General features: G+C 70.6%; 12 protein-coding genes. 7 read left to right on the top strand and 5 right to left on the bottom strand.

Annotated features, from left to right (window positions below; genetic code table 11):
* Window position 1 precedes the first annotated feature (1 nt).
* A complete protein-coding gene (locus tag ACZ7L6_RS16665) occupies window positions 2–850 on the bottom strand; it encodes an ABC transporter permease (RefSeq protein ID WP_471924393.1) in 849 nt (282 codons plus the stop codon).
* Window positions 847–1881 carry an ATP-binding cassette domain-containing protein gene (locus ACZ7L6_RS16660; RefSeq protein ID WP_471924391.1) on the bottom strand — a complete coding sequence of 345 codons (1035 nt, stop codon included), beginning with the start codon at window positions 1879–1881 and terminating at the stop codon, window positions 847–849. The genes ACZ7L6_RS16665 and ACZ7L6_RS16660 overlap by 4 nt, the downstream gene beginning before the upstream one ends.
* Before the next feature lie 135 nt (window positions 1882–2016).
* Between ACZ7L6_RS16660 and ACZ7L6_RS16655 the strand changes: the two genes are divergently transcribed.
* Window positions 2017–2997: an NAD(P)H-quinone oxidoreductase gene (locus ACZ7L6_RS16655; protein WP_471924389.1), complete on the top strand. Its 981-nt coding sequence runs from the start codon at window positions 2017–2019 to the stop codon at window positions 2995–2997.
* Between the two features lie 530 nt (window positions 2998–3527).
* Here ACZ7L6_RS16655 and ACZ7L6_RS16650 read toward each other — a convergent pair.
* Window positions 3528–3764, bottom strand: a complete 237-nt coding sequence (locus ACZ7L6_RS16650; RefSeq protein WP_471924387.1) for a hypothetical protein — start codon at window positions 3762–3764, stop codon at window positions 3528–3530.
* Between the two features lie 1036 nt (window positions 3765–4800).
* On the opposite strand from ACZ7L6_RS16650, the gene ACZ7L6_RS16645 reads away from it, so the two are divergent.
* Together ACZ7L6_RS16645 and ACZ7L6_RS16640 are read left to right on the top strand one after the other, a co-directional pair.
* A complete protein-coding gene (locus tag ACZ7L6_RS16645; RefSeq protein WP_471924385.1) occupies window positions 4801–5406 on the top strand; it encodes a PadR family transcriptional regulator in 606 nt (201 codons plus the stop codon).
* An 86-nt stretch (window positions 5407–5492) separates the two neighbouring features.
* The gene (locus tag ACZ7L6_RS16640) at window positions 5493–6035 is read left to right on the top strand and encodes a bacterial proteasome activator family protein (RefSeq protein ID WP_471924383.1); all 543 of its coding nucleotides are present in this window, start codon (window positions 5493–5495) and stop codon (window positions 6033–6035) included.
* Window positions 6036–6164: 129 nt separating this feature from the next.
* Here ACZ7L6_RS16640 and ACZ7L6_RS16635 read toward each other — a convergent pair whose 3' ends face one another.
* On the bottom strand, window positions 6165–7811 hold the full coding sequence (locus ACZ7L6_RS16635; RefSeq protein ID WP_471924381.1) for a protein kinase domain-containing protein: 1647 nt from the start codon (window positions 7809–7811) through the stop codon (window positions 6165–6167).
* A gap of 371 nt (window positions 7812–8182) precedes the next feature.
* Here ACZ7L6_RS16635 and ACZ7L6_RS16630 point away from each other — a divergent pair, with 371 nt between their 5' ends.
* The 4 genes from ACZ7L6_RS16630 (at window position 8183) to ACZ7L6_RS16615 (ending at window position 13762) form a co-directional block, all read left to right on the top strand.
* Entirely contained in the window at window positions 8183–9736 is a 1554-nt protein-coding gene (locus tag ACZ7L6_RS16630; RefSeq protein ID WP_471924379.1) for a protein kinase domain-containing protein, read from the top strand.
* Window positions 9737–10157: 421 nt separating this feature from the next.
* Entirely contained in the window at window positions 10158–11336 is a 1179-nt protein-coding gene (pdhA, locus tag ACZ7L6_RS16625) for a pyruvate dehydrogenase (acetyl-transferring) E1 component subunit alpha (RefSeq protein ID WP_471924377.1), read from the top strand.
* Between the two features lies 1 nt (window position 11337).
* Entirely contained in the window at window positions 11338–12318 is a 981-nt protein-coding gene (locus ACZ7L6_RS16620) for an alpha-ketoacid dehydrogenase subunit beta (protein WP_433043839.1), read from the top strand.
* A 10-nt stretch (window positions 12319–12328) separates the two neighbouring features.
* Window positions 12329–13762 carry a dihydrolipoamide acetyltransferase family protein gene (locus tag ACZ7L6_RS16615; RefSeq protein ID WP_471924375.1) on the top strand — a complete coding sequence of 478 codons (1434 nt, stop codon included), beginning with the start codon at window positions 12329–12331 and terminating at the stop codon, window positions 13760–13762.
* A gap of 68 nt (window positions 13763–13830) precedes the next feature.
* Here ACZ7L6_RS16615 and ACZ7L6_RS16610 read toward each other — a convergent pair whose 3' ends face one another.
* Complete coding sequence (locus tag ACZ7L6_RS16610; protein WP_471924373.1) at window positions 13831–14808, bottom strand: D-alanyl-D-alanine carboxypeptidase family protein; 978 nt, start codon at window positions 14806–14808, stop codon at window positions 13831–13833.
* Window positions 14809–14851 lie beyond the last annotated feature (43 nt).

Raw genomic sequence — 14851 nt, 5'->3', positions numbered from 1 at the left:
GCTACTTGCGGTTGTACAGCCGCATCGTGATCGGCCCGAAGACCAGCACGAACATGCCCGCCCAGCCCAGCGACCAGGCGATCTCGTCGGTCGGCCAGTCGCCCGCCATCAACGCGCGGACGGCCGAGGACAGATGGGTGATCGGGCTGTTGTTGACGAAGGCCTGCAGCCAGCCCGGCATGGTCTTCGGGTCGACGAAGACGTTGGACAGGAAGGTGAGCGGGAAGATCACCATCATGCTGACGCCCATCACCGACTTCTCGCTGCGCAGCATCAGCCCGAACATCGTCCAGATCCACGAGAACGCGAACGAGAAGACGACCAGCAGCGCGATCCCGGCGAGCACGCCACCGACTCCGCCGTCCGGGCGGTAGCCCAGGACGATGCCGACGGTGAGCATCACGACGGACGCGATCGTGTAGCGCAGGGCGTCACCCAGCAGATAGCCGACCATGGTCGACGGCCGCCAGATGGGCAGTGAGCGGAAGCGATCGAAGACGCCCTTCTCGATGTCGGTGTTCACCGAGACACCGGTGTACATCGTGATCATCACGACCGACATCACGAGGATGCCCGGCAGCAGGAACTGGATGTACTCCTTCGGCGACCCGGCCAGCGCGCCCCCGAACAGGTATGTGTACATCAGCACCATCATGATCGGGAACGCGGTCACGTCGAAGAGCTGCTCCGGGACATGCTTGATCTTCAGGACCGCACGCCATCCGAAGGTCATGGAGGCCGACCAGGCGCTGGGCCGCGGCGGCCGCTCCCCGGCGACGAGCAGAGCCGCGAGCGACTCGGTGCTGACCGGGGCGAGGTCCTGGCTCTCGGTGGTCGTCGCGGTGCTCATGCCGTCACCTCGTCCTTCTTGTCGTCGGCGTCCGGGGATTCGTGGCTGTCGCGCTTTGTGTGGGTGTCGTGTCCGGTGAGGGCGAGGAACACCTCGTCCAGACTGGGCTGGCCCAGCGAGAAGTTGTCGACGGTGACGCCGGCCCGGGCGAGTTCGTTCAGCGCGCGGGCGGCCTGCTCGGCCGCGGTGTCGTCGCTCGCCGCCCCACTCAGGCGGGCGGTCAGGGCCACCGGGTCGGGCTCCGGCTGCACCCGGGCGTCGAGGGCACGGACCAGCAGCTCCGCCGCTAGGGGCCGCTGGGCGGGATCGCGTAGCCGCAGATGTACGGAACCGGCGCCGACGGACGCCTTCAGCTCGCCCTTGGTCCCCTCGGCGATGACCTTGCCCTGGTCGATGACGGCGATACGGGACGCCAGCTGGTCGGCCTCGTCCAGATACTGCGTGGTCAGCAGCACGGTGGTGCCCTGGGCGACGACCGCGCGCACGATGTCCCACACCTGGTTGCGGCTGCGCGGGTCGAGACCGGTCGTCGGCTCGTCGAGGAAGAGCAGGTCGGGGGTGTTGAGGATGGACGCGGCGATGTCGATACGGCGCCGCATGCCGCCGGAGTAGTTCTTGACCTGCTTTCCGGCCGCCTCCGTCAGCCCGAAGGCCTCCAGGAGCTGCCCGGAACGCTCCCGCGCGGCCTTCTTGCCGTGTCCGAGGAGCCGGCCCAGCAGGACCAGGTTCTCGGTGCCGGTGAGGTCCTCGTCCACGGAGGCGTACTGGCCGGTGAGGCTCACCCGGCCGCGCACCTCGTCGGCCTCGCGGACGACGTCGTGGCCGAAGACGTGGGCCTCGCCGCCGTCGGGTCGCAGGAGGGTGGCGAGCATCTTGACCGTGGTGGTCTTGCCGGCGCCGTTCGGACCGAGGACGCCGTAGACCGTTCCGGCCGGGACCGCGAGGTCCACGCCGTCGACGGCCCGTGTCTCGCCGAACGTCTTCACCAGACCCGCGGTTTCGATGGCCAGGCCTGAGGTGTGCTGGCTCATGGTGGGGTGTCCTTCCGCGTGCTTGGGCTACGCATGGGGAGACCTTTGCCGTCGCGCAAACTCATCGGTCGCGCACGGGGATTTCCGGGTCGGCCCCGCCCAAGGGACGGGAGACCGAGGAGTAGCGTCCTGCCCATGCATGCGATCACGATTCCCGAATTCGGTGGGCCCGAGGTGCTGGTGTGGGACGAGGTCCCCGATCCCGTGCCGGGTGAGGGCGAAGTGCTGGTCGAGGTGGTGGCCGGGGCCGTCAACCGCGCCGACATCGTGCAGCGGCAGGGCTTCTACAACCCGCCCCCCGGTGCCTCCCCCTACCCCGGCCTGGAGTGCTCCGGCAGGATCGCCGAGGTCGGACCCGGTGTCTCCGGCTGGGCCGTCGGCGACGAGGTGTGCGCGCTGCTCGCCGGCGGCGGCTACGCCGAGAAGGTCGCCGTACCGGCGGGCCAGCTGCTGCCCGTACCCAAGGGCGTGAGCCTCACGCAGGCGGCCGCGCTGCCCGAGGTGGTCTGCACGGTCTGGTCGAACGTGTTCATGGTCTCCCACCTCCGGCCCGGCGAGACCCTGCTCGTGCACGGCGGCTCCAGCGGCATCGGCACCATGGCCATCCAGCTCGCCAAGGCCGTCGGCGCCAAGGTCGCCGTGACCGCGGGCAGCAAGGAGAAGCTGGACCGGTGCGCCGAGCTGGGGGCCGACGTCCTGATCAACTACCGGGAGCAGGACTTCGTCGCCGAGGTCAAGAAGGCCACCGACGGGGCCGGTGCCGACGTCATCCTCGACAACATGGGCGCCAAGTATCTCGACCGCAACGTCCAGGCCCTCGCCGTCAACGGACGGCTCGCGATCATCGGCATGCAGGGCGGCGTCAAGGGCGAGCTCAACATCGGCGCGCTCCTGGCCAAGCGCGGCGCCATCAGCGCGACCTCGCTGCGGATCCGTCCGCTCGCCGAGAAGGCGGCGATCGTGGCGGCCGTACGCGAACATGTCTGGCCGCTGGTGGACGCCGGCCACGTACGTCCTGTCGTCGACCGCGAGCTCCCGATGAAGGAGGCGGCCGAGGCACACCGGGTGGTGGAGGAGAGCGGGCACGTCGGAAAGGTGCTGCTCGTGGCGCCGTAGAGCCGCTCGCCGTCGCACCCACAGCGCTGTCCGACCGGCGGATCGGGCCGGTCGAGGGAGGGGGGACGCGGCTCTTCGTGGTGGTGGTGAAAGCGGCGGCACTCGATGAGCGCCGACGGACGGAGGCGAGGGGGCGCCTCCGCCCTGCTCGGCCACCGGGATACGTCCTCCGGCAGCAGGCCTAGCCGAGTGCCACCGGTCGGCCGCCGTGAGCCGTCCCGCCGGCCGCCCGGCGGCACCGGAGGCATCTGGCCGCTGGGAGCCGTCCGTTGGCCGCTCGGAGGCGGCGTCCACCGGATCGCCGAAGTCGGGGCGTCCGAGGTTCGCGACGATGGACAGGTCGACGCACAGGGCGAGAAGACGACTCCGGCCACGGCAGGAATCTGCAAGGGGGCGTTCACCGCCGTCACGGCGGCGCTGCACACGGTGTGCGCGGCCCGTACGGACCTGTCGCGTACAGCAGGCGCCCGTCGACGACCTCGATGCCCGCGCTTCATCCGTTGGCCGCCCTTCGACCGCCCGACCCCCGGCTAGCCGCGCCGCAGGCGCAGGCCGAGGAAGGCCAGGCCCAGGCCGAGCCCGATCAGCACCAGCCCAGTGCCGAGGGGCAGGATCTCCAGTACGGGCTCGGCATGTGCCACGGGCTGCCGTACGGGCCGGGTCGGCGGGGCGGAGGGAGCGGTGGCGGCGTCCCCCGCGGGGCGGTCGGCGGCACCCGCGCTTTCGTGCGTTCCCCCACCGTCGTCCTCACCCTCCCCCTCCGGCAACGTCGAGCCGTCCCCCTCATCCCCGTCGTCGCCCTGACCGCCGTCCTGCTCGCCCCTCGTCGCCTCCGCGTCCTCCAGCGGCCCCTTCTTCCGCCCCGGCCGCTCGCGCCCCTCACCCGCCCGGCTCCCGGCCCTGGACGGGTTGTCGGAGGGTGGGGGAGGGGAGGTGACGGGACCGTGAGCGGGAGCGGCGGAAGACGCCCGTGGTTTTTCTGACTTCGCTGGCTCACCGGATTCTGTCGGCCCTCCGGGTTCCTTCGACTCTCCGGACTTCTCGGGCGTCCCGGGCTTGCCAGGCGCGGCGGAGGGGACGGAGGAGCCCTCGGACGCCTCTCCCGACCCTGGGGCAGGGGAAGGCCGGGATTCGACTGAGGAGCCGGAGGGTTCCCCGGAGGAGCCCTCTGACGAACCCCCGGAGTCCGCAGCACCCCCGGAGTCCCCCGAGGTATCCGTGGGCGACCCCGTAGGCACGGAGGGACCCCGGGGCGCGGGCGTGGAGCCGGAGGACGCCGCGAGCGCAGCCACACCGCGCGGCCCCTCAACGCCGTACGACACCCCAGCGCCCCACAGCCCCGCGCTCAGCCCCATCACCACCACGACCAGCACCTTCACCGCCCGCACAGCCGACAGTCCCCGCACCCCGGGCCGAGCCCGCCCCGCTCGCATAGCCCACAGGCCTCGCGTCCCGGGCCGAGTCGGGCCCACCCGCAGCGCCTGCCCCGCCCGCATAGCCCACAGGCCGCGCATTCCGGGCCAAGCCCGCCCCAACCGCAGCGCCCGCCCCACCCGCACAGCCGACAGCCCCCGCATCCCGCGCCAAGCCCGCCCCACCCCCAGCACCCCGGGCGCCCCCCTCCCGGTCACCGCACCCGGCAATGAGGCGTGCGCCCGCAAACCGCCGGAGGCAGCTCGCGGCCGCGCCCGTCGCTTCCGCACCACGGTCGGCCATGGAGTCATGCGAACCAGCCTCACAGCACCCCGCACACCCGGCATTCCGGACTCCGCCACTCGATCGAATCCGGCGCACAATCCGGTTATGTCGATACGACACGGTCTGCTGGCGCTCCTGGAACCCGGTGCCCGCCACGGCTCGCGGCTGCGCCCCGAGTTCGAGGAGCGCACGGGCGGGACCTGGCCGCTGAGCATCGGCCAGGTCTGTACGGCCCTCGACCGACTGGAGCGGGACGGCCTGGTCGTCCAGGACGGCGTGGACGAGGCGGGCCGGGTGCTGTACGCGCTGACCGACGCGGGCCGCGCCGAGCTGCGGGCCTGGTTCACGCGGCCCGTGGAGCGGGCGAGCCCGCCCCGCGACGAGCTGGCGATCAAGCTGGCGATGGCGGTCGGGGCGCCCGGCGTGGACGTACGGGAGGTCGTGGCGGCGCAGCGCGGACATGTGGCCGAGGCCCTGCACGACTACGTACGGCAGCGGGCCGAGGCGCTGGCGCGGGCGCACGAGCACCCCGACGGGACGGCCCGGCTGCTCGTCCTGGAGCAGCTCGTCTTCCACGCCGAGGCGGAGAGCCGCTGGCTCGACATCTGCGAGGCCCGCCTGCTGCGGCTCACCCGGGCCGGACAGACGGGGCAAGAAAGGCAAGTCGGACAGAATGGGTGGGGTGGAGGGGCCGCCGTGGCCGACGGCTGACGGAAAGTCCCGCATCGTAAACGGTGGATCTCTCCCCACCGGGGGCACCACGATGATGAGCTGTACGGGTGCGAGAGAATGGCGGCATGGAGATGCCGAGGAACGAAAGGCCGTCCGAGAACCCCCAGATCCTGGTCGTGGGCCAGGACGGGATGGCGCTCACCGGCGGCAACGGAGACGAGGACTCCCGCGAGGTTCCGGTGACGGAGATGGTCGAGCAGCCGGCGAAGGTCATGCGCATCGGCAGCATGATCAAGCAGCTGCTCGAGGAAGTGCGCGCGGCTCCCCTCGACGAGGCGAGCCGGGTCCGGCTGAAGGAGATCCACGCCAGCTCGGTGAAGGAGCTGGAGGACGGCCTGGCCCCGGAGCTCGTCGAGGAGCTGGAGCGGCTCTCCCTGCCGTTCACGGACGAGGCGACCCCGAGCGACGCGGAACTGCGCATCGCGCAGGCCCAGTTGGTCGGCTGGCTGGAGGGCCTCTTCCACGGCATCCAGACCACGCTCTTCGCCCAGCAGATGGCGGCCCGCGCCCAGCTGGAGCAGATGCGCCGCGCCCTCCCGCCGGGCGTCGGCGGCCACGAGGACGGCGAACACCACCAGGGCGGCCGCTCGGGCGGACCGTACCTGTAACCACCGGCCACCGATCCGCGTAACCACCGGCGCCCGATACGGACAAGGCCCGGCAGCCGATGCTGCCGGGCCCTTCACATCGCGGGCGCCACCGCGGATGTCAGATCGCTGACGCCACCGCGGACCGCGTCACTCCGGATTGCCCGTCGAGACCTCGAACGTGATCGTCGGCGGATCGTCCGGATCGATGTCCGTACGCGCCTTGGGCGTCTGCCGCATGACGGTGCCCTGGCCGAACGTGTTCTCGTTCACGTCCTTCTTCTCGTACTCCCACCCCGCGGCATCGAGGCACTCCTCGACCGAGGGCCAGTACTTGAACGTGAAGTCCGGCATCGTCACCTTGTCGGGGTCGAGATACGACTCCTGCGGCTCGGTGCACTCGGACGTCTCGATCGTCTTGGAGCTGTCCCCTTCCCGGTAGCCCGCCGCCTTCGTCACCGAGGCCGTCGCGGTCGGGTCGTCGCCGCCCCCGCCCTCGTTCTCGCTGCCGCCGTTCAGCGCCAGCGCCGCGATCAGGCCGACCACCGCGACGATGGACACGACGATCGAGCCGATGATCATCGGCCGGTTGTTCCTGCCGCCGCCCGAAGTGGTCCCGGGCTGGGGCGAGAGGGTGTACGGCGGCGGGGTCGGGTGGCCCTGCTGCGGGGAGAAGGCCGCGGGCGGCGGCGTCTGGTAGCCGGGCTGCTGCGGATAGCCGTACGCCGGGGAGGGCATCGACGGCGGCGGGGTGCCGTACGGATTCGGGGCCGGGGTCGGAGCCGGCGTCTGCTGGTACGGCGTCTGGACGGGGCCCGAGGGCGGGGGCGCCTGGCCGACGGGCGGGAACACCGCGGCGCCGAGGCCCTGGCCGCTCTGCGTCTGCGCGCCCGGCACGATGCTCGGCGGAGCCGCCTGGAAGGAAGCCGCCACGCGCAGGCACTCGTCGCGCATGGACTCGGCGCTCGGGAAGCGTTCGTTCGGATTCTTCCTCAGCGCGCGGGCGACCAGCGCGTCCACGGCCGGCGGCAGGGCGCGGTTGACGGAGGACGGAGCCACCGGCTCCTCCTGCACATGCGCGTACGCGATCGCCAGCGGCGAATCCGCCTCGAACGGCAGCCGTCCGGTGACCAGTTGGAACAGCATGATGCCGACCGAGTACAGGTCGGAGCGCGCGTCCACGGCCCGGCCCAGCGCCTGTTCCGGCGAGAGGTACTGCGGGGTGCCGACCACCATGCCGGTCTGTGTCATCGACGTCACACCGGACTGCATGGCCCGCGCGATGCCGAAGTCCATCACCTTGACGACGCCGCGCTTGGTCATCATCACGTTGCCCGGCTTGATGTCCCGGTGGACCAGCCCGGTCTCGTGGCTGATCTCCAGGGCCGCGAGCACATCGGCGGTGATCTTCAGCGCCTTGTCGGCGGGCATCGCGCCGAACTGCCGTACGTCCTCGTCGAAGACCGAGCTGAGCGGCCGGCCCTCGACGTACTCCATGACGATGTACGGCGTCGTCATCCCGTCGAGGGTGTCCTCGCCGGTGTCGAAGACGGAGACGATGTTGGTGTGCGTGAGCTTCGCCACGGACTGGGCCTCGCGGCGGAAGCGCTCGCGGAACGCCTGCTCGCGGCCGAGTTCGGTGTGCAGCGTCTTGATCGCGACCTGCCGGTCGAGCACGGAGTCGTACGCGAGGTGCACCGAGGCCATGCCGCCCTCGCCGAGCAAGTCGCGCAGCTGATACCGGTTGCCGGCGAGTGACCGACCCGCGTACCGGCCCTGCGCGCCGTCCTGGCTCATGTTCTGCGTCCCCCGTAGCCTCTTTGGGCGCCTGCGATTGCCGTGGATCGGCGGATGCGAGTGATGCGAACGATCCGAGTGATCCAATGCGCTATTCCCGGCCAAGTCTGCCCCACGGCACTGACAGGTCAAGCACGGTGCCCGTTCCGTGACCGTACGCGAAGGAAGCGGCGCGGAAGCGTTACAGGGGCGGTACGGCCGGTACACAGAATTTGCACGACGGGACGGGGTACCGGTTTGATGGCCGGTCCGTCTCCTTCCGGTTTGGGGCGACCGTCTCGGACCGACGGCCCCCGCGAAGGCTGTAGCGTGGCCGACGGAGACCGTAACAACACCGCGCGCACCGCGGGCAGAAACGACGGCGAGGACTGATGGCACAGCAGCAGCGCGCTCAGGGCCCGTCCGACCCCGAGGCGGCTGGCGGCGGTATGTCAGACGCGCCGGAGATGTGGGGTAATGGCGGGCTTGTCGGGGACGGCCGTTATCGGCTGACCCGCAGACTCGGCCGGGGCGGCATGGCCGAGGTGTTCGCGGCCGAGGACGTGCGCCTCGGACGCACCGTGGCGGTCAAGCTGCTCCGCTCCGATCTCGCCGAGGACCCGGTCTCCAAGGCCCGCTTCACGCGCGAGGCCCAGTCGGTGGCCGGCCTCAACCACCATGCGATCGTCGCCGTGTACGACTCCGGCGAGGACTTCGTGAACGGCCAGAGCGTGCCGTACATCGTCATGGAGATCGTCGAGGGCCGCACCATCCGCGACCTCCTCATCAACGCCGAGGCGCCCGGCCCCGAGCAGGCCCTGATCATCGTCTCCGGCGTCCTCGAGGCGCTCGCCTACTCGCACCAGCACGGCATCGTGCACCGCGACATCAAGCCGGCCAACGTCATCATCACCAACAACGGCGCCGTGAAGGTGATGGACTTCGGCATCGCCCGCGCCCTGCACGGCGCGCAGTCGACGATGACGCAGACCGGCATGGTCATGGGCACCCCGCAGTACCTGTCGCCCGAGCAGGCGCTCGGCAAGGCGGTCGACCACCGCTCCGACCTGTACGCGACGGGCTGTCTGCTCTACGAACTCCTCGCGCTGCGCCCGCCTTTCACCGGCGAGACCCCGCTGTCGGTGGTCTACCAGCACGTCCAGGACATCCCGACCCCGCCGTCCGAGGTCTCCGACGCGGCACCGCCCGAGCTCGACGGCCTCGTCATGCGCTCGCTCGCCAAGGAGCCGGACGACCGGTTCCAGACGGCCGAGGAGATGCGCGGCCTCGTCCAGTACGGCCTGCAGATGCTGTACGACCAGGGCGGCCACACCGGCACCTGGAACACCGGCCCGGTGACGATGCACGACGGCCGGCACACCCCGGCGGGCGGCTTCGCGCACACGACCGTCATGGGGCACCCCGGCGACTCCGGCTCCGGTACGACGCAGATCCCGCAGCCGATCCTGCCCGCCGGGTACGGCGGCGGGGACGACGGCGGCTTCGAGGGGCACGGCAACCGGGGCAGCGGCCGCGGCAAGCTGTGGATCCTGGCCGTCCTCGCGGTGATCGCGATCGCGGCGGGCGTCGCGTGGGCGATGAACAACGGCAACGGCACCAAGGACGGCCCCGGCACCACGCAGACGCCGACCACCTCGCAGACCAAGGACGAGGACAAGGCCAGCGAGACGCCGAGCGACGAGCCGACCGAGGAGCCGACCGACGACTACACGGACGACGGCACCGGCACGGGCACCGACCCGGACTACACGCAGTCGTACGAGCCGACGGAGGAGCCCACCGAGGAGCCCACGCAGGAGCCCACGGAGGAGCCGACCACGGCCGAGCCCACGGAGGATCCGACCGAGGAGCCCACCGAGGAGCCGACGGAGGAGCCCACCGAGGAGCCGACGCTGCCGACGCCGACGGGCGGCACCGCAGGCTGACCGAGCGGCCTAAACCGTCCCGCTGTAATACAGCGACCTTCACGCGCGCGTGCGGGCCCGGAAACGGGCTCCACGCGCGCGTGCCGTTGGTACGGGCACCCGATCTCACCCCCCGGCGACTCTTCCCGTGACCTGGGTCACCGATATAACGTGCCGTTGTTCCGGCCCCCTGCAAGGCTGTGACCAGCACTTGTTCCCGGCTTTCGCGATTTACTTGGATATCCAAGCAAAATCGCAGGTCAGGAGGGGTTTCACAGAAATGTGGAGCACTGGGTAACGTGCCTTTTGCAGGGCGCTCGCCGGGGCACCTGTCACGCCTGTCCCCCAACGAGCCGCACCCACCCTGTGCGTCCGTAGGGCTTCAGGTGAGCCGCACTGGCACCCGGCGAACCCGGGTAGCCGGACCGACGGAGGAGCACACGTGACCGTGGAGAGCACTGCCGCGCGGAAACCGCGACGCAGCGCCGGTACCAAGAGCACGGCCGGCAAGACCACAACCACCAGGAAACCGACGAGCAAGGACCCCGAGCTCGTCCAGCTGCTGACGCCCGAGGGCAAGCGCGTCAAGAACGCCGAGTACGACAAGTACGTCGCCGGCATCACCCCCGAGGAGCTCCGCGGCCTCTACCGCGACATGGTGCTCACCCGCCGCTTCGACGCCGAGGCCACCTCCCTGCAGCGCCAGGGCGAGCTGGGTCTGTGGGCGTCGCTGCTCGGCCAGGAGGCCGCCCAGATCGGCTCCGGCCGGGCCACCCGCGAGGACGACTACGTCTTCCCGACCTACCGCGAGCACGGCGTCGCCTGGTGCCGCGGAGTCGACCCGACGAACCTGCTCGGCATGTTCCGCGGCGTGAACAACGGCGGCTGGGATCCCAACAGCAACAACTTCCAGCTCTACACGATCGTCATCGGTTCCCAGACGCTGCACGCCACGGGCTACGCGATGGGCATCGCCAAGGACGGCGCCGACAGCGCGGTCATCGCCTACTTCGGCGACGGCGCCTCCAGCCAGGGCGACGTCGCGGAATCGTTCACCTTCTCCGCGGTCTACAACGCCCCCGTGGTGTTCTTCTGCCAGAACAACCAGTGGGCGATCTCCGAGCCGACCGAGAAGCAGACCCGTGTCCCGCTGTACCAGCGCGCGCAGGGCTTCGGCTTCCCCGGCGTGCGCGTCGACGGCAACGACGTCCTGGCCTGCCTCGCCGTGACGAAGTGGGCGCTGGAGCGTGCCCGCGCCGGCGAGGGGCCGACGCTGGTCGAGGCGTACACGTACCGCATGGGCGCCCACACCACCTCCGACGACCCGACCCGCTACCGCGGCGACGAGGAGCGCCTGGCCTGGGAGGCGAAGGACCCGATCCTGCGCCTTCGCCGCTATCTCGAGGCTTCAAACCACGCGGACGAGGGATTCTTCGCGGAACTGGAGACCGAGAGCGAGGCGTTGGGCAAACGAGTGCGCGAGGCGGTCCGCGCCATGCCGGACCCGGACCACTTCGCCATCTTCGAGAACGTGTACGCGGACGGGCATGCGCTCGTCGACGAGGAGCGCGCCCAGTTCGCCGCCTACCAGGCGTCGTTCGCGGACGTAGAGGGGGTCTGACATGGCAGCGGAAAAGATGGCTCTGGCCAAGGCGATCAACGAGTCGCTGCGCCGCGCCCTGGACTCCGACCCCAAGGTCCTGATCATGGGCGAGGACGTCGGCAAGCTCGGCGGTGTCTTCCGGGTCACGGACGGCCTGCAGAAGGACTTCGGCGAGAGCCGCGTCATCGACACCCCGCTCGCGGAGTCGGGCATCGTCGGCACCGCGATCGGCCTGGCCCTGCGCGGTTACCGCCCGGTCGTGGAGATCCAGTTCGACGGCTTCGTCTTCCCGGCGTACGACCAGATCGTCACGCAGCTCGCGAAGATGCACGCGCGCTCGCTGGGCAAGGTCAAGCTGCCGGTCGTCGTCCGCATCCCCTACGGCGGCGGCATCGGCGCGGTCGAGCACCACTCCGAGTCCCCCGAGGCGCTCTTCGCGCACGTGGCCGGCCTGAAGATCGTCAGCCCCTCCAACGCGTCGGACGCGTACTGGATGATGCAGCAGGCCATCCAGAGCGACGACCCGGTGATCTTCTTCGAGCCGAAGCGCCGCTACTGGGACAAGGGAGAGGTCAACACCGAGGCGATCCCGGGCCCGCTGCACAAGGCGAAGGTCGTCCGCGAGGGCACGGATCTCACCCTGGCCGCGTACGGCCCGATGGTGAAGCTGTGCCAGGAGGTCGCCGACGCGGCGGCCGAGGAGGGCAGGAACCTGGAGGTCCTGGACCTGCGCTCGGTCTCCCCGCTCGACTTCGACTCCATCCAGGCCTCCGTCGAGAAGACCCGCCGCCTGGTCGTGGTCCACGAGGCCCCGGTGTTCTTCGGCTCGGGCGCGGAGATCGCCGCCCGGATCACGGAGCGCTGCTTCTACCACCTGGAGGCCCCGGTGCTCCGGGTCGGCGGCTATCACGCCCCGTACCCGCCGGCGCGCCTGGAGGAGGAGTACCTGCCGGGCCTGGACCGGGTGCTCGACGCCGTCGACCGTGCCCTGGCGTACTGAGGAGAGGGGCATGACGACGATGACTGAAGCGTCCGTGCGCGAGTTCAAGATGCCCGACGTGGGCGAGGGACTCACCGAGGCCGAGATCCTCAAGTGGTACGTCCAGCCGGGCGACACGGTCACCGACGGGCAGGTGGTGTGCGAGGTCGAGACGGCCAAGGCGGCCGTCGAGCTGCCCATCCCGTACGACGGGGTGGTCCGCGAGCTGCACTTCCCCGAGGGCACGACGGTGGACGTCGGTACGGCGATCATCGCGGTCGACGTGGCCGGCGGGACGGCGGCCGCCGCTGCGGCGCCGGTCGCGGAGCCTCAGGCCCCGAAGGAGGAGCCCAAGGCCGAGGGCTCGGGCCGCCAGCCGGTGCTGGTCGGCTACGGCGTGGCCGCGTCCTCGACGAAGCGCCGCCCGCGCAAGGGGACGGAGGCCTCGCCCCAGGAGGCCCCGGCAGCTGCGCAGGCACTGCAGTCCGAGCTGAACGGGCATGGTCCCGCGGTCGTGGACCCGGTCGTGGCCCCGGTCGCCGAGCAGCCCCGCCCGCTGGCGAAGCCGCCGGTGCGCAAGCTCGCGAAGGACCTGGGCGTCGACCTGGCCACGGTGACGCCGACCGGCCCCGACGGCATCATCACGCGCGAGGACGTCCACGCGGCGGCGGCCCCGCCGGCCCCGGCCGCCGAACCGGTGCCGCAGGTCGTCCCGGCCGCCGCTCCGGCTGCCGCCCCGGCGCCGGTGGCGACGTACGACACGGTCCGTGAGACCCGTATCCCGGTGAAGGGCGTCCGCAAGGCGACGGCGGCCGCGATGGTCGGCTCGGCGTTCACGGCACCGCATGTCACGGAGTTCGTGACGGTGGACGTGACGCGCACGATGAAGCTGGTCGAGGAGCTCAAGGAGGACAAGGAGTTCGCCGGTCTGCGCGTGAACCCCTTGCTGCTGATCTCCAAGGCCCTGCTGGTCGCCATCAAGCGCAACCCGGACATCAACGCGTCCTGGGACGAGGCGAACCAGGAGATCGTGCAGAAGCACTACGTCAACCTGGGCATCGCGGCGGCGACCCCGCGCGGCCTCATCGTCCCGAACATCAAGGACGCCCACACCAAGACGCTCCCGCAACTGGCGCAGGCGCTCGGCGAGTTGGTGTCGACGGCGCGGGACGGCAGGACCAGCCCCGCCGCGATGCAGGGCGGCACGGTCACGATCACCAACGTCGGCGTCTTCGGCGTCGACACCGGCACACCGATCCTCAACCCCGGCGAGTCCGCGATCCTCGCGGTCGGCGCGATCAAGCTGCAGCCGTGGGTGCACAAGGGCAAGGTGAAGCCGCGTCAGGTGACGACGCTGGCGCTGAGCTTCGACCACCGGCTGGTGGACGGGGAGTTGGGGTCCAAGGTCCTCGCGGACGTGGCGGCGATCCTGGAGCAGCCGAAGCGGCTGATCACCTGGGCGTGAACCGAGGACGGCCCCCGCATCGAGCGGGGGCCGTCGTCATGTCGGGTCGGGCGTGATGTCGGGTCGGATCAGTCGCGCTGTGCGCCCTGCGGCAGGGTGCGCAGCTGCATCGTGCTCGCCGAGCTGGAGCCGAAGGCGTAGTCCATCAGCTTCGCGGCGTCCGTGAAGCGGTACTGGTCGTTGAGGAGGACGCCGACGACCGTCTTGCCGTCGCGGGTGCCGGCGAAGACGAGGCAGGGGCCGGCCGGGGTGTTGGTGCCGGTCTTCACACCGATGGCGCCGCTGTAGGAGCCCAGCAGCTTGTTGGTGTTGTACCAGGTGTAGGTGCGGGTGCCGCCGGTGCTCGTCGTCGCGTACTGCACCGTCTTCTGCTTCTTCACGATGCCCGCGAACGTCGAGTACTTCATCGCGCTGCGCGTGAGCTTGGCGAGGTCGCGCGGGGTCGTGTAGTTCGTGTTCTGCGTCGAGTTGCCGTCGAACGTGTCGAAGTGGGTGTTCGTCAGGCCGAGCGCGTCGGCCTTGGTGTTCATCTTGCTGATGAAGGACTTGGTGCGCGCCGAGACCGTCGTACCGGTGCCGAAGGTGTCCGCGAGGGCCATCGCGGCGTCGCAGCCGGACGGCAGCATCATCGCGTGCAGCAGCTGGCGGATGGTGACCTTGTCACCGGTCTTCAGGTCCGCGGTGCTCGCGCCCTTGGCGGCGACGTAGTCGCGGTAGGCCTGCTTGATGGTGATCTTGCGGTCGAGGTTCAGGTCGGGCGTGCTGAGCACGACCCGCGCCGTCATGATCTTGGTGGTGCTCGCCATCGGCCGCTTGGTGTCGGCGTACTTGCTGTAGAGCGTGGAGCCCGTCGCACTGTTGAGCATGAACGCGCCCTTGGCGCTGACCGTGGGGGCGGTCGCCGCCTGGGCGGGCGCGGACAGGGCGCCGCCCGCGACCAGCGCGCCGGTGGTGGCGACGACGGCTGCGGCTCTGCGGATACGTACGCCCTTGATGCCGGTTATCACTATGAACGCTCCGAAAGTGCGAAATGCCCTGATGGACATCTGCGATGTGGAGGGGGGAGGCGCTCAGGAGACTCACGAGGAG

Source organism: Streptomyces sp. NPDC107522, assembly GCF_055657525.1.
Note: the sequence above shows the minus strand (reverse complement) of the source record. Positions and strands in the feature narration are given on the sequence as shown.